At 74.3% G+C, this 20,386-nt stretch carries 15 protein-coding genes; 6 read left to right on the forward strand and 9 right to left on the reverse strand.

What is annotated here, in order from left to right; genetic code table 11:
- Positions 1 to 74 precede the first annotated feature (74 nt).
- From ACZ7D7_RS26335 to xylB, 3 genes are all read right to left on the reverse strand, one after another.
- On the reverse strand, positions 75 to 1,355 hold the full coding sequence (locus tag ACZ7D7_RS26335; protein ID WP_470827413.1) for a GAF domain-containing protein: 1,281 nt from the start codon (positions 1,353 to 1,355) through the stop codon (positions 75 to 77).
- A gap of 290 nt (positions 1,356 to 1,645) precedes the next feature.
- Positions 1,646 to 2,854 (reverse strand): ROK family protein, encoded by a 1,209-nt coding sequence (locus ACZ7D7_RS26340; protein ID WP_470827415.1) that lies wholly within the window; start codon positions 2,852 to 2,854, stop codon positions 1,646 to 1,648.
- A 14-nt stretch (positions 2,855 to 2,868) separates the two neighbouring features.
- Positions 2,869 to 4,308, reverse strand: a complete 1,440-nt coding sequence (gene xylB / locus ACZ7D7_RS26345; RefSeq protein WP_470827417.1) for a xylulokinase — start codon at positions 4,306 to 4,308, stop codon at positions 2,869 to 2,871.
- Between the two features lie 181 nt (positions 4,309 to 4,489).
- On the opposite strand from xylB, the gene xylA reads away from it, so the two are divergent.
- A complete protein-coding gene (gene xylA / locus ACZ7D7_RS26350) occupies positions 4,490 to 5,653 on the forward strand; it encodes a xylose isomerase (RefSeq protein WP_470827419.1) in 1,164 nt (387 codons plus the stop codon).
- 93 nt (positions 5,654 to 5,746) lie between these two features.
- Here xylA and ACZ7D7_RS26355 read toward each other — a convergent pair whose 3' ends face one another.
- From ACZ7D7_RS26355 to ACZ7D7_RS26365, 3 genes are all read right to left on the reverse strand, one after another.
- Positions 5,747 to 7,087 (reverse strand): esterase-like activity of phytase family protein, encoded by a 1,341-nt coding sequence (locus tag ACZ7D7_RS26355; protein ID WP_470827420.1) that lies wholly within the window; start codon positions 7,085 to 7,087, stop codon positions 5,747 to 5,749.
- 213 nt (positions 7,088 to 7,300) lie between these two features.
- Complete coding sequence (locus ACZ7D7_RS26360) at positions 7,301 to 8,554, reverse strand: SWIM zinc finger family protein (protein ID WP_470827421.1); 1,254 nt, start codon at positions 8,552 to 8,554, stop codon at positions 7,301 to 7,303.
- Positions 8,551 to 11,475 (reverse strand): DEAD/DEAH box helicase, encoded by a 2,925-nt coding sequence (locus ACZ7D7_RS26365; protein ID WP_470827422.1) that lies wholly within the window; start codon positions 11,473 to 11,475, stop codon positions 8,551 to 8,553. Before ACZ7D7_RS26365 ends, ACZ7D7_RS26360 begins: the two co-directional genes overlap by 4 nt.
- A 219-nt stretch (positions 11,476 to 11,694) precedes the next feature.
- Between ACZ7D7_RS26365 and ACZ7D7_RS26370 the strand changes: the two genes are divergently transcribed.
- Entirely contained in the window at positions 11,695 to 11,877 is a 183-nt protein-coding gene (locus ACZ7D7_RS26370; RefSeq protein ID WP_470827423.1) for a hypothetical protein, read from the forward strand.
- A gap of 13 nt (positions 11,878 to 11,890) precedes the next feature.
- Here ACZ7D7_RS26370 and ACZ7D7_RS26375 read toward each other — a convergent pair whose 3' ends face one another.
- Positions 11,891 to 13,279: a tannase/feruloyl esterase family alpha/beta hydrolase gene (locus ACZ7D7_RS26375; protein WP_470827424.1), complete on the reverse strand. Its 1,389-nt coding sequence runs from the start codon at positions 13,277 to 13,279 to the stop codon at positions 11,891 to 11,893.
- Between the two features lie 167 nt (positions 13,280 to 13,446).
- Entirely contained in the window at positions 13,447 to 14,394 is a 948-nt protein-coding gene (locus tag ACZ7D7_RS26380; RefSeq protein ID WP_470827426.1) for a hypothetical protein, read from the reverse strand.
- A 241-nt stretch (positions 14,395 to 14,635) separates the two neighbouring features.
- On the opposite strand from ACZ7D7_RS26380, the gene ACZ7D7_RS26385 reads away from it, so the two are divergent.
- The gene (locus ACZ7D7_RS26385; RefSeq protein WP_470827427.1) at positions 14,636 to 15,532 is read left to right on the forward strand and encodes an oxygenase MpaB family protein; all 897 of its coding nucleotides are present in this window, start codon (positions 14,636 to 14,638) and stop codon (positions 15,530 to 15,532) included.
- Between the two features lie 127 nt (positions 15,533 to 15,659).
- On the opposite strand, the gene ACZ7D7_RS26390 is transcribed toward ACZ7D7_RS26385, so the two are convergent.
- Entirely contained in the window at positions 15,660 to 16,259 is a 600-nt protein-coding gene (locus tag ACZ7D7_RS26390) for a class I SAM-dependent methyltransferase (protein ID WP_470827428.1), read from the reverse strand.
- 238 nt (positions 16,260 to 16,497) lie between these two features.
- Between ACZ7D7_RS26390 and ACZ7D7_RS26395 the strand changes: the two genes are divergently transcribed.
- From ACZ7D7_RS26395 to ACZ7D7_RS26405, 3 genes are all read left to right on the forward strand, one after another.
- Positions 16,498 to 17,271: an MHYT domain-containing protein gene (locus ACZ7D7_RS26395; RefSeq protein ID WP_470827430.1), complete on the forward strand. Its 774-nt coding sequence runs from the start codon at positions 16,498 to 16,500 to the stop codon at positions 17,269 to 17,271.
- Between the two features lie 149 nt (positions 17,272 to 17,420).
- A complete protein-coding gene (locus tag ACZ7D7_RS26400) occupies positions 17,421 to 19,937 on the forward strand; it encodes a sensor histidine kinase (RefSeq protein ID WP_470827432.1) in 2,517 nt (838 codons plus the stop codon).
- Positions 19,934 to 20,371 (forward strand): roadblock/LC7 domain-containing protein, encoded by a 438-nt coding sequence (locus ACZ7D7_RS26405; RefSeq protein WP_470827434.1) that lies wholly within the window; start codon positions 19,934 to 19,936, stop codon positions 20,369 to 20,371. The genes ACZ7D7_RS26400 and ACZ7D7_RS26405 overlap by 4 nt, the downstream gene beginning before the upstream one ends.
- Positions 20,372 to 20,386 lie beyond the last annotated feature (15 nt).

Consider the following 20,386-nt stretch of genomic DNA (forward strand, 5'->3'; position numbering starts at 1 on the left):
GACGTTGCACCCACGTTGCACCGATGTCAGGCGGTACGAGGGCCGGGTCGGCGTGCCCCCGCGCGCGGCGCCGGTCAGCGGCGCGCCGAGGTGCCCGGCCACGCCGGGGGAGCGGCCAACTCGGCCTCCAGCGCCGCGAGCCGCGACCGCACCGGAGCCGTCGGGCGCACCGTCGCGAGCGCACGCCACACCTCCAGGTCGTCCTCGCCCCACGGCGCGTGCGCCCAGTCCGCCAGCAGGTCCGGGTCGCGGCGGGCGATCAGCGCCGAGCGCAGACCACCGGCGAGACGCTGCCGCAGCCGTACCACCGCCGGCGCCTGGGACCCGGGCAGCAGCGGACCGGTGTACGCCGCCGCGGCATCCGTGACCGCCCCCGTCTCCAGTCGCCGCTCCACCACCGCCACGTCCGACTCGACGGGCACCGTCAGGCGGTAGGGCCGCGAGGCCAGCAGCCCGGGACCGAGCGTCCGGCGCAGCCGGGCCAGTTCGGCCCGCAGCGTCACCGGCGTCACCGACTCGTCCTCGTACAGCGCGCACAGCAACTCGTCCCCGGTGAGGCCCTCCGGGTGGCGGGTGAGCAGCACCAGGATCTCGCTGTGCCGGCGGCTCAGTCTGAGTCTGCGCCCGCCGGCGGCGAGCAGCGCCTCGTCGCGGCCCAGCGCGGTCAGCACCGGTGTGTCGGCGGCGGGTCGCTCCGGGGTGAGCAGTGCGAGCTGGGACTCGGCGGCCCGCGCGACCGCCTGCACGAAGCCCAGGCTGTGCGGGTGCGCCAGGCCGTCGCCGCCCGTGATGTCGACCGCGCCGAGCACCCGCCCGGTGCGCGGATCGTGCACCGGCGCCGCCGCGCACGTCCACGGCTGCACCTGCCGGATGAAGTGCTCGGCCGTGAACACCTGCACCGGACGATCGACGGCGACGGCCGTGCCGGGCGCGTTCGTCCCGACCGCCGTCTCCGACCAGCGCGCGCCCGGCACGAAGTTCATGCCGTCCGCGCGCCGCCGGGTGGCCGGGTGGCCCTCGACCCAGAGGAGTCTGCCGTGCGCGTCGCAGACCGCGAGCAGGTGCTCGCCGTCGGCGGCGAACGTCCCCATCAGCTCCCGGACCAGCGGCATCACCCGGGCCAGCGGATGCTCCGCGCGGTAGGTGCCGAGGTCGCCGTCCGTGAGCTCCACGCTGGCGGTGCCGTCCGGTCCGACGCCAGCGCGGGCCGAACGCCGCCACGAGTCGGCGACGACGTCGCGGACCGGCCGCGGCACCGTGCCCGCCTCGGTGAACCACTCGTGCGCGCGCCGCAGCGTCCGCGTGCGCTCGGCAGGGTCGGCTCCCGGCTCCAGAGCCACCCAAGGATCGGTCAACTCGGCCTCCCGGAAGGTCGTGCGGTACGGGACATGGTTACTCCGGGTGTCCGTACGGACAATGGTTTCGACAGGTCTCACCCGAACGGTGTGGGCGTCACGGGCATCTTCGGCGTCGGGACAGCCGCCCGGGGCCATGGCCGGCTGCGCCTCGCGGAATCACGTTACGGCGCCCGCCGGCGGAGCCGAAGCGGGCAGCTCCCGGCCGTGGACAACTGCCCGGTTGTGGACAACTCCCTCACCCGATCGGGTGGTTGGGCCGGGGACACGGCCGTCGGAGGGAGGGGCGGTCAGCCGCGTTCCGCCACCGACGCCGGATCGTCCAGCACCGCCCGCACCACGGAGTGCGCCGCGCCGAGCAGCGGTCCCTCCGGGCCGAGCCGGGACACGGCGACCGGGCAGGCCGGGCCCGCCGTGCGCCGGGCCAGTTCCTCCCGCAGCGACGGCAGCAGCCACGGCGCGAGACCGGCCAGCGCGCCGCCCAGCACCACGCCCTGCGGATCGAGCAGGTTGACCGCTCCGGTGAGGGCGATGCCGAGTGCCGTACCCGCCTCGCGCAGGGCGTGGCGCACGTCCTCGTCGCCCGCCGCTGCCCGGTCGGCGAGCAGCCCCACCCGGTCCTCGCCGGGTTCCAGCCCGGCCGCGCGCAGCACCGCCTCCTCACCGGCGTACTGCTCCAGGCAGCCCCGCCCGCCGCACGGGCAGTCGGGCCCGTCGGGCCGGACGGGCACATGGCCCAGCTCGCCCGCGAAACCGCGCGTTCCGCTCAATGGCCGCCCGTCCACGACCACCGCGCCACCGATGCCGATCTCGGCCGACACGTGCAGGAAGTCCCGCGGCGTGCCGTCCCCGAGCCACAGCTCGGCCAGCGCGCCGAAGTTGGCCTCGTTGCCGACGGTCAGCGGGAACCCGGTGGGCAGCAGCGTGCCGAGGTCCGTGTCGTTCCAGTCGAGGTTCGGGGCGCGGACGACGGTCCGGGCGTCGCGTGCCACCAGGCCCGGTACGGCGACGGCGAGCCCGGCCGGCCACAGGCCCTCGCCCTCCGCCTCCGCGACGACCAGGTCGACCAGCTCGGCGAGTTCGGCGACGACCGGTCCGGGCGCCCGGCCGCGGTTCGCGCCGTGGCGCACGGCACGCGCGCGTATGTGCCCGCGCAGGTCGACCGCGCAGACCGCGAGGTGGTCGACGCCCACCTCGGCGCCGATCCCGGCCGGACCGCGCCCGCTGACCGCCAGCGCCGAGCCGGGACGCCCGACCCGGCCCGGCCGCTCCGGGCCGAGCTCCTCGAGCAGGCCCGAGCGGATCAGCTCGTCCACGAGGGTCGACACCGCCGCACGGGTCAGCCCGATGCGTGACGCGACGGCGGCGCGCGACAGCGGCCCCTCGGCGCTGACGGTGTGCAGCACCCGGGCGAGATTGCGGCGGCGCATGCCCTGCTGGGTGTCCGGCGTCCGGCGTCCGGGGCCGGCGGGATGGGCCTCGTGCAGCGGTGCGGTCATGCCTCGGTCAGTCCTCAGTCCGTGCGCCGCTCCAGCAGCGGGGCCGCGTCGGAGAGTACCCCGGCGATCCTGGCCAGCGCCGCCTCGTCCCGCTCCACCGGGTCGAGCACCGGTCCGGCGGCCGTGTTCCAGCGCCGGGCGACCGCGGCCGGGTCCTCGCCGGTCAGCAGCCCGGCCGCCTGCGCGGCGGCGCCGAGCGCGACCAGTTCCTTGGCCTCGGGGATCCGCACGGGTCGGCCCGACAGCCGCCGTACCGTCTGCTGCCAGGCGGTGCCGCGGGCGCCGCCGCCGATCAGCAGCAGCGGGGCCGACCTGTCCGCGTCCTCGTCGAGGACCAGGTCGAGGGCGCCCAGCAGCGAGTGCACCGCGCCGTCGTACGCGGCCTGGAGGAGTTGCCCGGCAGTGGTGTCGTGCCGCAGCCCGTGCAGCAGGCCGGACGCGTTCGGCAGGTTGGGGGTGCGCTCGCCGTCCAGGTAGGGCAGCAGCGTGACCGACGTGCCGGGCTCCACGGCCTCGCGGTCCAGGCCCAGCAGGCTCGCGACGCGGTCCACGGCGAGCGTGCAGTTCAGGGTGCAGGCCAGCGGCAGCCAGTCGCCGCGCGCGTCGGCGAAGCCGGCCACGGTGCCGGTCGGGTCGGCGGGCCGCCGCCGCGACACGGCGTACACCGTGCCCGACGTGCCGAGGCTCATCACCGGCGTGCCGGGACGCACCCCGAGGCCCAGCGCGGCCGCCGCGTTGTCACCGGTCCCGCACGCCACCAGGGTGCCCTTGGAGAACGGCAGGTCGTGGCTGTCGCGCACGGTGCCCGCCACCTCGCCCGGCCGCACCACGCGCGGCAGCAGGGCCGGGTCGAGGCCGACGCGCGCGAGGATCTCCTCGTCGTACGCCTCCGTGCCGGACGCCCACCAGCCGGTGCCCGAGGCGTCGCCGCGGTCGGTCGTGCCCTGCCCCGTGAGCCGCTCGGTCAGGTAGTCGTGGGGGAGACGCACCGCCCTCGTCGCGCGGACCGCCTCCGGTTCGTGCTCGGCGAGCCAGGCCCACTTCGTGACGGTGAACGACGCGGCCGGCACCGATCCGGTGCGCTCCGCCCAGAACTTCGCGCCGCCCAGCTCCTCCGTGAGACGGCGGGCCTGGGGCGCGGAGCGCACGTCGTTCCACAGCAGGGCGGGGCGCACCGGCTCGCCCCGGTCGTCCAGCGTGACCAAACCGTGCTGCTGGCCGCCGATCGACACCGCGGCGGCCTCGCGCGCCGCGTCGCCGCACTGGCGCAGCGCCTCGCACAGCGCGTCCCACCACTGGCGCGGATCGCTCTCCCGGCCCGCGCCGGACGACACGGTGTGCGGCGCCTGGCCGCTCGCGACGACCCGGCCGGTGGCCGCGTCGACGACCAGCGCCTTGGTGGACTGGGTGGACGTGTCCACACCGACGACGAGCGGACCCTCGGCTGCTGACATCGGGTTTCTCCCTTTTTCCGCGGCTCAGCGGGGATCTGACCTGGGGTTTTGCGGGCGACGGGGCCGATTTCGACCCTGCCGGCGCCCCTCGGGGACATCTGGTCCCTTCCCAGAGGTGCGTCCGCATACTAATTTGTAAAGCGCCATGACGAAATAGTCTCAGCGAGCAAGGAGCCGCGGCATGAGCTACCAGCCCACCCCCGAGGACAGGTTCACCTTTGGTCTGTGGACCGTCGGCTGGCAGGGACGGGATCCCTTCGGCGACGCCACCCGCCCCGCCCTCGACCCGGTCGAGACGGTGCAGCGCCTGTCCGAGCTGGGCGCCCACGGCGTCACCTTCCACGACGACGACCTGATCCCGTTCGGCTCCTCGGACGCCGAGCGCGAGGGCATCGTCAAGAGGTTCCGCCAGGCCCTCGACGCGACCGGCATGCGCGTGCCGATGGCCACGACGAACCTGTTCACCCACCCGGTGTTCAAGGACGGCGCGTTCACCGCCAACGACCGCGACGTGCGCCGCTACGCGCTGCGCAAGACCATCCGCAACATCGACCTCGCGGTCGAGCTGGGCGCCGAGACCTACGTGGCGTGGGGCGGCCGCGAGGGCGCCGAGTCCGGCGCCGCCAAGGACGTGCGCGACGCCCTGGACCGCATGAAGGAGGCCTTCGACCTGCTCGCCGACTACGTCACGAGCCAGGGCTACGACCTCAAGTTCGCGATCGAGCCCAAGCCGAACGAGCCGCGCGGCGACATCCTGCTGCCGACCGTCGGACACGCACTGGCCTTCATCGAGAAGCTGGAGCGCCCGGAGCTGTTCGGCGTCAACCCCGAGGTCGGGCACGAGCAGATGGCCGGCCTGAACTTCCCGCACGGCATCGCTCAGGCGCTGTGGGCGGGCAAGCTGTTCCACATCGACCTCAACGGCCAGTCCGGCATCAAGTACGACCAGGACCTGCGCTTCGGCGCCGGCGACCTGCGCGCCGCGTTCTGGCTGGTCGACCTGCTGGAGTCCGCCGGGTACGCCGGCCCGAAGCACTTCGACTTCAAGCCGCCGCGGACCGAGGACTTCGACGGAGTGTGGGCCTCGGCGGCCGGCTGCATGCGCAACTACCTGATGCTCAAGGAGCGCGCCGCCGCGTTCCGCGCCAACCCCGAGGTACAGGAGGCGCTGCGCGCGGCCCGCCTGGACGAGCTGGCCCAGCCCACCGCCGCCGACGGCCTGGAGGCCCTGCTCGCGGACCGGTCGGCGTTCGAGGACTTCGACGTCGACGCCGCCGCAGCCCGCGGCATGGCCTTCGAGCGTCTGGACCAGCTGGCCATGGACCACCTCCTCGGCGCCCGCTGAACCACGCCGCCGGACCTCCGGACAGAGCAACGGGAACGGGCCGGGACACGTCGCACGACGTGCCCCGGCCCGTCCCCGTCGGGTGGCGGAACGTCAGACACCGCGCGGCACGCGCACGTACGTGATCGTCGTCTCGACGCCGCTGTCCACCAGCCGGCCCTCCGCGTCGAACGCCTCGGCGCCGTCCGTCATGCCGAAGTCGTTGTCGTTGATCAGGGCGAGCGTGTCGTGGTCCACGCGCGCGATGCCCTCGATCTTCCCCGGCACGCCCTCGACCGTGCCGAAGTCCACCACCAGCCGCTTGGCGAGCACCGGCACGCCCGCGGCCGCCGGGTCCTCCAGCTCTTCGAGCGACGGGGACGTCGTGTCGTCGTCCCAGGCGCCGCCCAGGATGTTCGCGGCACGGTCCAGGCGCACCAGGTGCAGCCGGGCCGCCTTGTCGGTGCGCTCCTCCACCAGCAGCCGGTCGCCGCCCACCGCGACCACCGAGGAGATCTTCAGCTCGGACGTGTCGTCCTCACCGGGATCGACCACACCGACCGGGTCGAAGCGGTAGGCGTACTCGGCGGTGACCGCCTGCTTCTTCGGCGAGAACCGCAGCAGGCGCGTGGTGCGCGAGGCCTCTCCGGCATCCCCGTCCGGCAGCGACAGCGGGCTCTGCACGGCCATGACGAGGTCGCCGCCCGGCAGTTGGGCCAGCCCTTCGAAGCCGCGGTTGACCTTCCGGTGCAGCAGCACCGACGGCAGCGCCTCCACCACCGGGTAGTCGGCACCGGTCAGATTCAGCCCTTCGGGCACGTAGCGCGTGAGGACCTTCCCGCGCGCGGAGACGTGCACGAGGGAGGGCCCGTACTCGTCCACGAGCCAGAAGCTGCCGTCGGCGGCCCGCACAATGCCCTCGGTGTCCAGCCCGTTCGGGTCGTACGGCAGCGGCGTGCCGGCGTCGTAGGAGTACGGCGCCTCGTCGCGGCCCTGCTGGTTCGGCAGACCGGTCACGGGCTTCCCGGAAGAGGTGGTGACCGGGATGGCGTCCAGCACCCTCACCGTGTCGCCGGTGACGCGGACCTTCACGATCGCCGGGTCGAAGCCCGGCACCGGGAACGTACGGCGCTTCTTGCCGTCCACCTTGATCTGGCCGTTGGGGCCCCGGTCGGTGACCGTCCAGAACTCGCCCTCGCGGCCCGCCGGGTAGATGTCGCTGCCGATGCCGCCGAGGTCCACACCGCGGTCGTCCGCGACCGTGCCCGGCAGCAGCGCGTTGCTGAACCCGGCGAGCGGGATGTCGCCGAGCGTCGCCACGCGCGTGACGTGCGCGTCCGCCGTCTGGGCACCCGTGGCCGGGGCGGCCGCCGCCAGAGCGGCCACCACGGCGAGCGGCACGCCCGCGGCGACGGAACGGTGGATGCGGCGCCGGCCTGCGGCATACGGGGACATCGGGCCTCCTGGGAGCAAGTGTGCTGACAGTGGCCAGATTTGGTTGTGGTGCGGAACGTCGTACGACCACGGGGTGAACGCGGGGCATCGCGTGATCGTCGGAACGGCCGAGCCGGGACTGGGAACGGCCGAGCCGGGACTGGGAACGGCCGAGCCGGGACTGGGAACGGCCGGGAGCGATCGGGGAGCGGCCGGGAGCGATCGCGGAGCGGGTCAGCCCGCCGCCGGCTGTCCCGCCGCCGCGAGTGCCGTCGCCGGGTCCCGGGACGCGGCGCCCGCCGGCATCCAACGGCCGTCCTCCTCACGGTACGGCCACCAACGACCGTCCCTGCCGAGCCGCAGCTGAAGGGAGGAGCCGACGACGGTCCAGTGGTTGGCACGCGCGTGCAGCAGCGGCCGCTCGTCCTCGTCCCAGGCGGCGTCCAGCGCGGCACACGCGCGTGCGAGAGCCTCACCCTCCACCGCCCACTCGTCCTCCAGCACGGACAGCGCGGCCACGCCGCCCTGCCGCCACGCGCGTGCCGCCCGTGCCAGATCCTCCCGGCCGCGCCCCTCGGCGAGGCGCGCCGCCACGGACTCGTCGGGATCACCCGCTGCCAGGCGCGCCGCGTCCTGCGCGACGGTCGGCTCGGCCGCCGGCTCCCGGCGGTCGTGCCCGGGGCGCAGCGCCTCCGCCAGCAGACGGTGCGCCTCCGCCGCCGTCCGGGCCGCCAGGTATTCGAGCGCGGCCGGGTCGACACCGGGCGCCGGTGCCGCCTCGGTGTCGAAGGACGGCGGCGCACCAGGGGCGTCGGGAAGCTCGGGCAGGGCGGGCAGAGGCGGCAGGAGACCGCCCGTCGCGTAGGCCTCCACCGCGTCGACCCCGTCGGGCCGGGGCGGCTCCGTGGTGGCCGCGCCGCTGCGGGCCTGGAGGTCGTCCAGGACGGCCTGTTCGCCGCGTCCGCGCAACAGCAAGAGCGTGAACGGGTCCTGGTCCAGCAGCCGCGCCATCTGGTAGCAGAGCGCGGCGGTGTGCGCGCAGTGGTCCCAGGCGTCGCACTCGCACTCCGGCTCCAGGTCGCCCAGCCCCGGGAGCAGATCGACGCCGGCGTGCGCGGCGTCCTCCACCAGATGGGGCGGCATCTCCCGCTCCAGCAGCGCCGCGACGTGCCCGGCCCGCTCGGCGGCCATGCCCAGGAGGCGCTCCCACTGCTCGTCGGACAGCCGCTCCAGCAGGACGTCCGCCCGGTGCGCCGTGCGGTCACGGTCCTGGACCACGGCCGTGATGCGACCCGGCCGCACCGACACCGCGCCGACGGCACCCGCGCGTGCGAGCCGGCGCCCCGCCTTGAGCTGGGCCGAGTCGAGTGCCGTGTCCTCAAGGGCCTTCAGCCAGGCGTGCCCCCACCACGTCTGCGCGAATCCCTTCCCGCGCGCGGGCGGCAGCGCCGCGAACGTGCGTTCCGTGTGACCGTCGTACCCGCTCATCGCGTGCCCCCTCGCAACTCCACCAGATCGGCCAGTTCGGCGTCGGACAGCTCCGTGAGCGCCGATTCGCCCGCGCCGAGCACCGAGTCGGCGAGTTCCCTCTTGCGGCTCAGCATCTGCGCGATGCGGTCCTCGATGGTTCCCTCGGCGATCAGCCGGTGCACCTGCACGGGGCGCGTCTGCCCGATGCGGTACGCGCGGTCCGTGGCCTGCGCCTCGACGGCGGGGTTCCACCAGCGGTCGTAGTGCACGACGTGCTCGGCGCGCGTCAGGTTCAGGCCGGTGCCCGCCGCCTTCAACGACAGCAGGAACACCGGGACTTCGCCGTCCTGGAAGCGGCGCACCATCGTCTCCCGGTCGGCGACGGGCGTCCCGCCGTGCAGGAACTGCGAGTCCACGCCGCGTGCCGCCAGGTGCTGTTCGATCAGGCGCGCCATCTGCACGTACTGCGTGAAGACGAGGACGGCCGCGTCCTCGGCGAGGATGGTGTCGAGCAGCTCGTCGAGAAGCTCCAGTTTCCCGGAGCGCCCCACGATCCTGGGCCGTTCCTCCTTGAGGAACTGCGCCGGATGGTTGCAGATCTGCTTCAGCCCGGTCAGCAGCTTCACGATCAGGCCGCGCCGGGCCATGCTGTCGGCCCCGGAGATCTCGGCGAGCGCCTCGCGCACCACGGCCTCGTACAGGGCCGCCTGCTCCTGGCTGAGCGACACCGGGTGGTCCGTCTCGGTCTTCGGAGGCAGTTCCGGCGCGATACCCGGGTCCGACTTGCGCCGCCTGAGCAGGAACGGCCGGACGAGTCGGGAGAGCCGCTCCGCGGCGGCGGGGTCCTGACCACCCTCCACGGCCTGGGCGTACCGCGCGCGGAACGCGCCGAGCCGGCCGAGCAGACCTGGCGTCGTCCAGTCGAGGATCGCCCACAGCTCCGAGAGGTTGTTCTCCACCGGCGTGCCGGTGAGCGCCACGCGTGCGCGTGCGTCGATGGTGCGCAACTGCCGCGCGGTCGCCGAGTAGGGGTTCTTCACGTGCTGCGCCTCGTCGGTGACGACCATGCCCCACGGCACGGTGCCCAGCCGTTCGGCGTCCAGCCGCATCGTGCCGTACGTGGTGAGGACGAAATCGCCGTCCGCGAGGTCCTCCAGTCCCCGGCGCGTGCCGTGGAAGCGGCGCACGCGCGTGCCGGGCGCGAACCGCTCGATCTCCCGCTGCCAGTTGCCCATCAGGGACGTCGGGCAGACCACGAGGGTGGGTCCGGCGGCCGACGGGTCGGTCTGCCGGTGCAGGTGAAGGGCGATCAGCGTGATGGTCTTGCCGAGCCCCATGTCGTCGGCGAGGCAACAGCCCAGCCCCAACGAGGTCATCCGGGCGAGCCAGTTCAGGCCCCGCCGCTGGTAGTCGCGCAGCGTGGCCGCCAGGGCGTCGGGCTGCGGTACGGGCTCCTGCCCCTCGGGTTCCGCGAGCCGCTCCCGCAGGGCGGCCAGCCAGCCGGTGGGGCGCACCTCGACGCGGCGTCCGTCGATCTCCGTCGAGCCCGTCAGGGCGGCGCCGAGCGCGTCGACGGGCGTGATCCTCCGGTCCTGCTGCGCGCGGGCCCGTCGCACCTCCCGAGGGTCGACCAGGACCCACTGGTCGCGCAGCCTGACCAGGGGGCGGGTGGCCTCGGCGAGCCGGTCGAGTTCCGCGCGCGTGAGCCGCCGGCCGCCCAGCGCGAAGCGCCAGTTGAAGGCGAGCAGGGCATCGGCGGAGAGAAACGACGGCAGGTCCGAGGCGGCCTTGACCGGCTCACGGTCACCGCCGGGCGGGCCCACCTCGGCGTCCGCGGTGAGCTCCCGCGCGAGGCCCTTCGGCCAGTGCACGTCCACTCCGGCGGCGGCCAGCGCGCGCGTGCCCGCGGAGAGCAGTTCGGTGATCTCGTCGTCGGCGAGCTCGACGGCGTCGGGCACGGTGGCCGACAGCAGCCGCGCGAGCGGGGGCCAGGCCCGGGCGGCGCGGCGCAGCGCCAGCAGGGCGTCCAGGCGGGCGCGCGGCCCGAACGCCTCGGCCGCCGTGCCGCCCCACACCTCGGCGGCGTCCGCGACCAGCGCGGGGTCGCTCACGCTGTGCACCTGAAGGACGGCCCGGAACGTCACGGCCACGTCGTCCGTCACCGCCGTGCCCAGACCGGGCACCTCGACCCGCAACGAGAGCCGTACCCCGGCGTCGTGGCCCGCGGCCACGTCGGCGGCCCACGCGCGCTGGTCCGGCAGGTGCTGCGGCTCGTGCACCGCGTAGGCGGGGCCGCCGGTGACGAGGGGCGCGGCGGGGGAGCGGGGCAGCGTGTCGGCGACGGCGTCCAGGAAGGCCCGCAGCAGCCGCTCGGGGTCGGGCAGCAGCGGGGGCCCGTCGGCGGGCACGGGCACGGCGTGCCCCTCGGGCGGCATCGACGCGGCCAGGCTCCGCACCAGTTCCAGGTCCTCGGCGTGCAACGGGCCGAGACGCCAGGCGTCGTGGTCGGCGGAGGACAGTCCCGGCAGCAGCAGGCCGCGCGCCACGAGACGCAGGGCGTGCACGGCTGCCGCGCCCCAGAACGCGGCTGCCGGGTGCCCCTCCCCGCAGGCACGCACGCGCGTGAGGACGTGCAGTGCCGCGCGCACCGGCAGTACGACGGCGGGTACGGTCACGACCTCGACACCGTCGTCGCCGTTGCCGCAGGGCACGACGACCTCGAGGTCCTCCGTCGAGCCCACGTCGACGGTGGGAACGGTTTGGCCGTCGGGATGCCAGAACGCGATCCGACCGGTGCGGGCGGGGACGCCGGGCAGGAAGACGGCACAACAGCGGGCGAGTTCGGAGACCCCGGAGCAGGTTGCCACAGAAGACTGCTGCACAGCGATGGCGCATTCCTCAAATTTGACTAGTTGGCGGAGTCGTCGATAGTACAGCATCGAACGCACTCGTCCCGCATGATGTCGGCGTGACGTGAGTCACTGGATGCGGTGGGGTTCGTGTGGGAGGCGTGTGCCCCGGGCCGTGTCCCGCCGTGTCCCCGACGCGCGTCAGGGTCCGGCCTCAGGGACGGCTCGGGGTCGCGGTCCGGAACCGCGCGGAGCGCGCGGCCGTTCTTGAGACTGAGAGCGGCAAAGGCCGCGAAGGAGGCGACGCTCATGTCGAAGAACGCCAAGATCGCCGCGGGGGGTGTGGCGGCCGGGCTCGTCCTGATGATCTGGCTGCCCTGGTGGGCCGCGCTCCTGATCGTCCTGGGAGTCCCGGCCGCCGCGTACCTCGCGCTCGACCCCTCGCAGCGGCGCAGGCTGCGCCGGATCAACCGCAGGGAGATAGGCCGCTGAGGCCCCGCCGCCGCTAACGCCGCGCCGCGTCGCCGTCCAGGGCGCAGGAGTTCACCACGTCGCCGCTCGCCGGCCTGCCCACCGTGTGGTCGGCGGGCGGCGGGGTGCCCCGCTCCACCCAGGCGGTCAGCGCGTCGAACGCCGAGCGGTGGCAGGGCAGGATCGGCCGCAGCCGGTCGGGATGCGTGTCGTACAGGCCGTCGACGTGCGTACCGCCCTCGATGCCGTAGTAGCGGTGCAGCCGCCCCCGCCCGCTCGCGTCGACCATGCGCGCGTACACGTCGGAATCGGCGGCCTTGGGCAGCAGCGCGTCCATGTCGCCGTGCAGCGTGATCAGCGGCTTTCCGATGCGGCCCGTCAGCGCCACGCGGGACACGGCGCGGTGCACGGCGCCGGGACGCGACGCGTAGTCGTACGCCGCGTCGGAGGCGCACGGCGCGAGGATCTCCTCCACGGTGCTCCCTGCGGACGGACCCGGACACGCCGGGTCGTAGTCCGGGTCGAACTCGGCACGGTAGATCTTCTGCGTGACCCCCCAGTACGCCTTCTCGTGGTACGGCCACAGGAACTCCGAACCCCGAGCGAAGCCCACCGCGTACAGGTCCTCGTCCCGCGCGGTGCCCCGCATCCGCGCGACCGTCGCCGGCAGCGACGTGAGCAGGCTGGGCCCGCGCGTGGTCCACAGGGCGCCCTCCCAGTCCACGCCTCCGTCGTACAGCTCCGGGTGGTTCTCCAACTGCCAGCGGGTGAGGTAGCCGCCGTTGGAGATGCCGGTGATGTACGTGCGGCGCGGCGCGTGCCCGTAGCGCTGGGCCACCACCCGGCGGGCCGCCCGCGTGAGTTCCGTGGTGCGCGTGTTCCACTCGGCGACGGCGTCGCCGGGCCGGTCGCCGTCCCGGTAGAAGTCGGTCCCGCTGTTGCCCTTGTCCGTCGCGGCGTAGGCGTAGCCCCGCGCGAGCACCTGGTCGGAGATCGCCTTGTCCGTCGCGTACTGCTTGCGGGTGCCCGGTGCGCCGGTGACGACGAGCCCGCCGTTCCAGCGCTCGGGCAGCCGGATCACGAACTGCGCGTCGTGGCGCCAGCCGTGCGTGGCGTTGAAGTGCGAGGTGTCGGGGAAGTAGCCGTCGAGCTGGATCCCCGGCACACCGGACGGAAGGCGGGTGCCCGCCGCCGTGAGGCCCGCCTGGTCGGCCGGGTCCGTGTACGGCGTGCCGGCGAGTCCCGTGGTGGTCAGGTCGGCCAGGCAGGCGCTGCGCTGATGCGCGGCTCCGGGGACCCGCAGACGCTCGTGCTGCGCGCAGGAGGTGCCGTCGGCGGGCGCGGCGACGGCGGGCGCCGGGCCGGTGAGAGCCGCCGCCGTGAGAACGGCGGCGACGAACGGAACACCTGGGGACAGACGCATCTGGGCCTCCGGAGTGGGACGGGACAGCCGGCACGGCGGGGAAGTGGAGCCGAGGGCTGCCCCATCGTGCGGTCCTTCCCGCACCCCATCCATGGGTTGGGACCACATGGAGCCGCGTCACCGCATAGGGGTTCGTCACAGGAGGCGCCGTGAACGGGCGGCACGGTTCAGCTGGGGCGGACCGCCATCTTGTCGAGGGCCTCCAGCAGGCCCGGCAGTTCCGGGCCACGGCCCACCGGCAGGACCTCGCCGGGTTCCTCGTCGAGGAGCACGAACGCGATGTCGTCGGTCCTGGCCACCAGCGACCAGCCGGGGCCGTCGGCACGCAGCGTCCGCGCGTCGCCCGGGGCGAACGACGACCGGACCCGGCCGAGGGGCGGCGGCGAGTCGAGATAGGCCCGGGCCTCGGCCAGGACCCGTCGAATCCCGCCGTGACCCCTGGGGGCGTCGGGCTCGTCGGGGGCCACGGGCGCGTTGGGAGTTCCCTGCCCTGCCGCGCCCTCGGCGGCGGCCTCCGGGTCCCGGTTCCCCGCGGCCGCCTCGGGGCTCTCCGCGCCGCTCGCCGCACCCTCGGCGTCCGACACGGCGCCCTGCCCCGCTGCCCCGCCGACGAACTCGGCGTCGTCGATCTGCTCGCGCCACGTCGCCCACTGCAGGGCGATCTCGTCGGCACCCAGGCGGCGCTGTGCCGGGCCCCAGACCGAGGTGTCCGGCGGCGTCAGCGGCGGGCCTTCGGCGATCTCGGGGGCGGGATCGTGCGGCGCGGGAACGTTCGGCGCCGCGACCGCGACCGCGAGGGGCCAGCCCGGCAGCGCGGCGACGACGCTCCGCTCGTCCGGCGACAGGTCGTACTCCATGCCGCAGTCCCAGGAGGCGATGGCCACGGCGACCAGCGACACGTCGTCCACGACCACGGTCCATCTGGCGCCGTCGCCGTCCTGGCCGAGCACCAGGCCGTAGCCGTCGGCGAGCGGGGGGAGACCGAGCGCGGCGCACGCCTCCGGATAGTCGTCGCCCAGCACACTCGGGAACTTCGCCGGCGTCAGCAGCACCGCCGTGAGCACATAGAGCGCATCGTCGTCGGCGGCGACGGCGTTCTCGTCCGTCCCGGCCATCCCAGCCTCCCCAAAGGTTTGTCCAACGGCGCGCACACTAATGCGCCGGGAATGCCCTTGTCACGACTCCCAGTGCCATCCGGAGCTGCGGCTTTCCGTGTAGACCGGGCGAATCGACCGCGCGCCTTACTCCCGGGTCAGTCAGGCCGGCCACCGCGCCCCGCGCCGCGCGCCGTCGCGCCCCGTACATCTCCCGCTGCACAACGTAGAGTTGGAGTTCCGACGGCAGAAGGGGGACGCGGTGCGGCGCTTCGCACGGCTGGAGCAGATCCGGCGGATGGATCCGTACGAGGACGCCGCGGAGATCTACCGGCTCTCCTCGGCCTACGAGTTCCCCTGGGACTTCACCCGCGCTCTCGAACTGGCCCTCTACCGCACCTACGCGGTGCCCTCCATCGGTCGTCTGCTGGCCGAGACGGCGGAGCTGACCGACCGCACCCAGCGCCGGTACGACGACACCTCGCTCCTGCTCGACGCGATCGTCGAGCACGGCTTCGGCAGCCCGCAGGGCAGAACCGCGATCCGCCGCATCAACCAGATGCACCGCGGCTACGACATCAGCAACGACGACATGCGCTACGTGCTCTGCACGTTCGTCGTGGTGCCCAAGCGATGGATCGACGCCTACGGATGGCGCAGGCTCTCGCGCCACGAGACCGTCGCCGCCGCGGTCTACTACGCCACCCTGGGACGCCACCTGGGCATCAAGGACATCCCGGAGACCTACGAGGAGTTCGCCGACTGCCTCGACGCTTACGAGGACGCCCACTTCGGCTGGGACGAGGGCGCCCGGCGGGTGTCGGACGCCACGCTCGCCCTGATGGCTTCCTGGTACCCGCGGCCGGTGCGCCCACTGCTGCGCACCGCGACACTGGCCCTCCTCGACGATCCGCTGCTGCGCGCCTTCCGCTACACCCCGCCCGGGCCCGGCACGCGCGCGTGGGTGCGCCGCGCGGTGCGGCTGCGCGGGCGCGCTGTCCGTCTGCTGCCCCCGCGCCGCGAACCGCACCACGCCCGCCAGAACTGGGAGATCAAGAGTTACCCCGACGGATACCGGCTCGACGACCTCGGCACCCGCCCGGTCCCGGGCGTGCGCGGCTGCCCCGTCCGGCACGTGCCCGGACCGGCGGCGGAGTGAGTTCGGGCGGGAGCTGACAGTGCCGCCCGGGCGGGTACGTACCGGACGGACGGGCGCCGAGGAGTCGCGTCCGGGTTCGGACGGCGGCTGCCGGCCAGGTCCGGTGGCCGGCGGGCCGGGAGCGCCGTCAGCCCGATCGGACCGCCAGCGCGAGGAACCTGGCGTCCTCGTCGACGTACGACGTCAGCCGCCAGCCCGAACGCGCCAGCAGTGGACGGAGATTGGGTTCGGCACGCAGGTCGGCCGGGGTGACCTCACGGCCCTGGCGCGCGGCGAGCGCGGCCCTGCCGATCGGATGGAACAGCGCGAGCCCGCCGCCCGGGCGCACCACGCGCGCCAGCTCGCGCAGGTTCTCCTCCGGCTGCGGCAGATGCGCGATCAGCCCCGCCGCGAACACGGCGTCGAGCGAACCCGGACGCAGCGGCAGCGCCGCCACGTCCGTGAGCAGCAGCCACCCGTCGCGGTCCCGTCCTGCCCGTACGGCGGCCTCCAGCATGGCCGGTGTCAGATCCGCGCCGACCACCACCCCGGAGGGCCCCACCGCGGCCCGCAGCGGCTGCAGGGCCCGGCCGGTGCCGCAGCCCGCGTCGAGCACGCGGTCGCCCTCGCGCAGACCGAGGTCGGCGACGGCGGCCGCGTAGGCCGGACCGTCGTCGGGGAACTTGGTGTCCCAGTCGGCGGCGCGGGCGGTGAAAAACTCCTGCACGTGCGTGTGGTCGTCGCTCATGCCCGCATGATCCCGCACCAGAGCGCGTGACGCGGCGCACCGGAGCGCAGGACCCGGCGGACCGGAACCCACGCAACGAGGCAACGGAAGCTGCGACTCCGTATACCGGAACGTGTGATGCCCGGTGCACACGTTCGAGCGTGACCCGATCGGTCCCGGGTGTGTCTGCGTCATATTGCGGCACCTTTCGAAATGCGCCCCGTTCGTGCGCCCTTGACCCCGCTAGCGTCCCGGGGCCATGGGACACCTGGACCACGCCACCCTCGGCTGGCTGACCCCCGCGCTGTCGTACGCGATGGCCTGCACCGGCGCCGCCCTCGGCCTGCGCTGCACCGTCCGCGCACTCGGCACCACAGGGCGGGCGCGGCGGAACTGGCTCGTCACCGCCGCCTCCGCCATCGGCACCGGCATCTGGACCATGCACTTCGTGGCCATGCTCGGCTTCGGCGTCAGCGGCACGGACATCCGGTACGACGTGCCGCTGACCCTCGTGAGCCTCCTCGTCGCCATGGCCGTGGTCTGCGGCGGCGTCTTCGCCGTCGGCTACAGCCGCGACCAGGGGCGGGCCCTCCTGATCGGCGGGTTCACCACCGGGCTCGGCGTCGCGAGCATGCACTACCTGGGCATGGCCGCCGTTCGGCTGCACGGGCAGGTGCACTACGACCCGACGCTCGTGGGCCTGTCCGTGCTGATCGCCGTCGTCGCGGCGACGGCCGCGCTGTGGGCCGCCCTCAACATCAAGTCGCCCGTCGCGGTCGGCGTCGCCTCGCTGATCATGGGCGCGGCCGTCAGCAGCATGCACTACACCGGGATGCTCGCCGTGCGCGTGGACGTCACGCCCTCCGGCGAGGTGCTGCCCGGGGCCACGGCGATGCAGTTCGTCTTCCCCCTCGCCGTGGGCCTCGGGTCCTACCTGTTCCTCACCTCCGCCTTCGTCGCGCTGTCACCCACGGCGGGGGAGCGGGAGGCCTCCACGGCGGCACAGCGGCCGATGGAGCACACCGTCCGCTGACCACGGGCCCCGGAGCCATGGGCCACAGGCTCCGGAGTCACGGCCCACAGGCTGCCCACAGGCTCCGGAGCCACGGGTCCCGAAGCCACTGGCCCCGAGCCTCCCGCCGGGCAGGCACACCGTCCACCGACTTCCGAGCGAGGAGGCCAATGCGCACCCCCCGTAGGACCCCCGCCGCCGGCGCCGAGGCGCCACCCCCCGTGCGAGGCCGCCGCGCGCACGCCGGACCCCCGGCCGACGAGGGCGCGGACGAACTGCCCGTCACGGCAAAGGACGACGCACGCGCGCGTGCGTGGCGGCACCGAATACGCCCTCGCACCGTCCGCGCCAAGATCGTGTGCCTGCTGATGGTCCCCGTCGTGTCGCTGCTGGCCCTGTGGGCCTACGCCGCCGTGAGCACCGCCCAGGACATCGCCCGCCTGCGACAGGTGCAGCGCGTGGATGCCAAGATCCGCACCCCCGTCGCGGACGCCGTCGCCGCGTTGCAGGCCGAACGCGCGGTCGCGGTGCGCGCCGCGACCGCGCCGTCCGCCCAACGCGGCGGCCACCTCAGGGAACTGGCCGAGCGCACCGACAGCGCCCTCGCGAAGCTGCGGCTCGGCGACCGCAACACAGTCGCCGACAGCGAGGAGTTGCCCACCGGAGTGGCCCGGAGGCTGGAGACGTTCGTCGCCGGTGCCGAGCGGCTACCCGCGCTGCGAGCCGACATCCTCGACGGCAGCGCCGGCTGGGACCGGACGTACGAGACGTACACGAGGACCATCGCCTCGGCCTTCGGCGTGAGCGGCGCGCTGACCGGCATCCAGGACGCCGAACTCGGCTCCGACGCGCGCGTCCTGCTCGAGTTCGCCCGGGCGGGTGAGGCCCTCGCCCAGGAGGCGGCGGTCCTCGGCAGCGCCCGCCTCGCGGGCGGACTCGACGGCGAACGGCTGCGCCTGTTCATCGGCGCCGTCCACGAACGCCGCACCCTCAGCGAGGCCGCCGCGGCCGACCTGCGCGGACCCGACAGGGCCGCCTGGCGGCGGCTCGCCGACGGCGACGCCTATGCCGTCCTCGGCGACACCGAGGACGCGGCGCTCGCGAGCGACCCGGGCGCGAAGGCCCTCGCCGCGGCGCCCGAAGCCCGCTGGGACAGCGCCCACGCGCGCGTGCGGGACGGCATGCGGACCGTCGAGCGGGACGCGGCGCACGCGGTCGCGGACCGGGCCGACCCGTTCACCCAAGGAGCGCTCACCCCGGCAGGTGCCGCGGTCCTCCTCGGCCTGGCCGCCGTCGCCGCCTCGCTCGTCATCTCCGTGCGCATCGGCCGAGGGCTCGTCGTCGAGCTGGTCGGGCTGCGCAACCGCGCCCTGGAGATCGCACGGCGCAAACTTCCCGACGCCATGCGGAAGCTGCGCGCGGGCGAGGAGATCGACATCCGTGCGGAGGCACCCCGGGGACCGGCCTCGGAGGACGAGGCGGGACAGGTGGCCGAGGCCCTCGCCACCGTGCACCGGGCCGCGCTGCGGGCCGCCGTCGAGCGCGCCGAACTCGCCAGCGGCATCTCCGGCGTGTTCGTCAACCTCGCCCGCCGCAGCCAGGTCCTCGTCCACCGGCAACTCAGCCTCCTCGACAGCATGGAACGCCGCTCCGACGACCCGAACGAGCTGAGCGACCTGTTCCGGCTCGACCACCTCACCACCCGCATGCGCCGCCACGCCGAGAGCCTGATCATCCTGTCGGGAGCGGCACCCGGCCGCGCCTGGCGCATGCCGGTCTCCCTGACCGACGTCGTCCGCGCGGCCGTCTCGGAAGTCGAGGACTACGCGCGCGTGGAGGTACGGCAGCTCCCGGAGGCGTCCGTCGTCGGCGCCGCCGTCGCCGACCTCACCCACCTCCTGGCCGAGATCATCGAGAACGCCGCACAGTTCTCGCCTCCCCACACGCGCGTGCGCGTCAGCGGCGAACCCGTCGGCAACGGCTACGCCGTCGAGGTCGAGGACAGAGGCCTCGGCATGGGCAAGGACACCCTCACGGAGGCCAACCGCCGCATCGCACAGTCCGAGGCGCTCGACCTGTTCGACAGCGACCGGCTCGGCCTGTTCGTGGTCAGCAGACTCGCCGCCCGGCACGGAGTGAAGGTGCACCTCCAGCCCTCCCCGTACGGCGGGACCACCGCGGTCGTCCTGCTGCCCACCGCGCTGCTGCACACCGATGCGACGGAACGTTCCAGCGGTGATCCGGCCGAGGCCCTCCGGCTCCAGGAGCGCACGCACGCGCGCGTGGCGGACACCACCGGCCCGCCGGAGCCCGTCCCGGCGCGCGCCGACCGGCCCGCTCTCGTCGTCCCCGTCCCGACGGTCACCGGGACAGCGCCCCGCACTCAGCCCCCGGGAGTGGCCACCTTGCGTCCGCACCGCCCCGAGCACGACTCCGCCGACTGCGACGAACTACCGCGCCGAGTACGGCAGGCCAGCCTCGCGCCCCAACTCAGGGCGGAGCGGCCGACGGACACGGCATCCGCGTCCGAGCCCCGCAACGACGACGAGCGCACACCCGAACTCGTCCGCGACCGCATGGCCGCGTACCGGGCCGGCTGGGTGCGCGGTGGCGGCGGGCGGCCCGGGCCCGGCACCGCCCGGGGCGCCGCACCGGGCACCGACAGCGACGAGGGAGATCCCGCATGATCCAGGACCCGCGCACGAACTCCGGCCACAGGTCCGGCGAACTGGACTGGCTGCTGGACGACTTGGTCCTGCGCGTCGGCGAGGTCCGGCACGCCGTCGTGCTGTCCAACGACGGACTCGCCATCGGCGCGTCGACCGGCCTGCGGCGCGAGGACGCCGAACACCTGGCCGCCGTGTCCTCCGGGTTCCACAGCCTGGCCAAGGGCGCGGGCCGGCACTTCGGCGCCGGAGGCGTGCGCCAGACCATGGTCGAGATGGATGACGCGTTCCTGTTCGTGGCCGCCGCGGGCGACGGCTCGTGCCTGGCCGTCTTCACCGCAGTGACCGCCGACATCGGACTGGTGGCCTTCGAGATGGCGCGGCTCGTGAAACAGGTCGGCGAACACCTCTACACGCCACCGCGCGCCGCGCCCCGGCCCACCGCCGCCGGATGAACCGGGAGGCGGATC

The organism is Streptomyces sp. NPDC037054, from assembly GCF_055606745.1.

Coding starts and splice junctions, on each gene's coding strand:
- xylB (WP_470827417.1), bottom strand. CDS start 4,308: ATGTCAGCAGCCGAGGGTCCGCTCGTCGTCGGTGTGGACACGTCCACC.
- ACZ7D7_RS26395 (WP_470827430.1), top strand. CDS start 16,498: ATGGGACACCTGGACCACGCCACCCTCGGCTGGCTGACCCCCGCGCTG.
- ACZ7D7_RS26400 (WP_470827432.1), top strand. CDS start 17,421: ATGCGCACCCCCCGTAGGACCCCCGCCGCCGGCGCCGAGGCGCCACCC.
- ACZ7D7_RS26360 (WP_470827421.1), bottom strand. CDS start 8,554: ATGAGCGGGTACGACGGTCACACGGAACGCACGTTCGCGGCGCTGCCG.
- ACZ7D7_RS26355 (WP_470827420.1), bottom strand. CDS start 7,087: ATGTCCCCGTATGCCGCAGGCCGGCGCCGCATCCACCGTTCCGTCGCC.
- ACZ7D7_RS26380 (WP_470827426.1), bottom strand. CDS start 14,394: ATGGCCGGGACGGACGAGAACGCCGTCGCCGCCGACGACGATGCGCTC.
- xylA (WP_470827419.1), top strand. CDS start 4,490: ATGAGCTACCAGCCCACCCCCGAGGACAGGTTCACCTTTGGTCTGTGG.
- ACZ7D7_RS26340 (WP_470827415.1), bottom strand. CDS start 2,854: ATGACCGCACCGCTGCACGAGGCCCATCCCGCCGGCCCCGGACGCCGG.
- ACZ7D7_RS26365 (WP_470827422.1), bottom strand. CDS start 11,475: ATGCTGTACTATCGACGACTCCGCCAACTAGTCAAATTTGAGGAATGC.
- ACZ7D7_RS26375 (WP_470827424.1), bottom strand. CDS start 13,279: ATGCGTCTGTCCCCAGGTGTTCCGTTCGTCGCCGCCGTTCTCACGGCG.
- ACZ7D7_RS26390 (WP_470827428.1), bottom strand. CDS start 16,259: ATGAGCGACGACCACACGCACGTGCAGGAGTTTTTCACCGCCCGCGCC.
- ACZ7D7_RS26370 (WP_470827423.1), top strand. CDS start 11,695: ATGTCGAAGAACGCCAAGATCGCCGCGGGGGGTGTGGCGGCCGGGCTC.
- ACZ7D7_RS26405 (WP_470827434.1), top strand. CDS start 19,934: ATGATCCAGGACCCGCGCACGAACTCCGGCCACAGGTCCGGCGAACTG.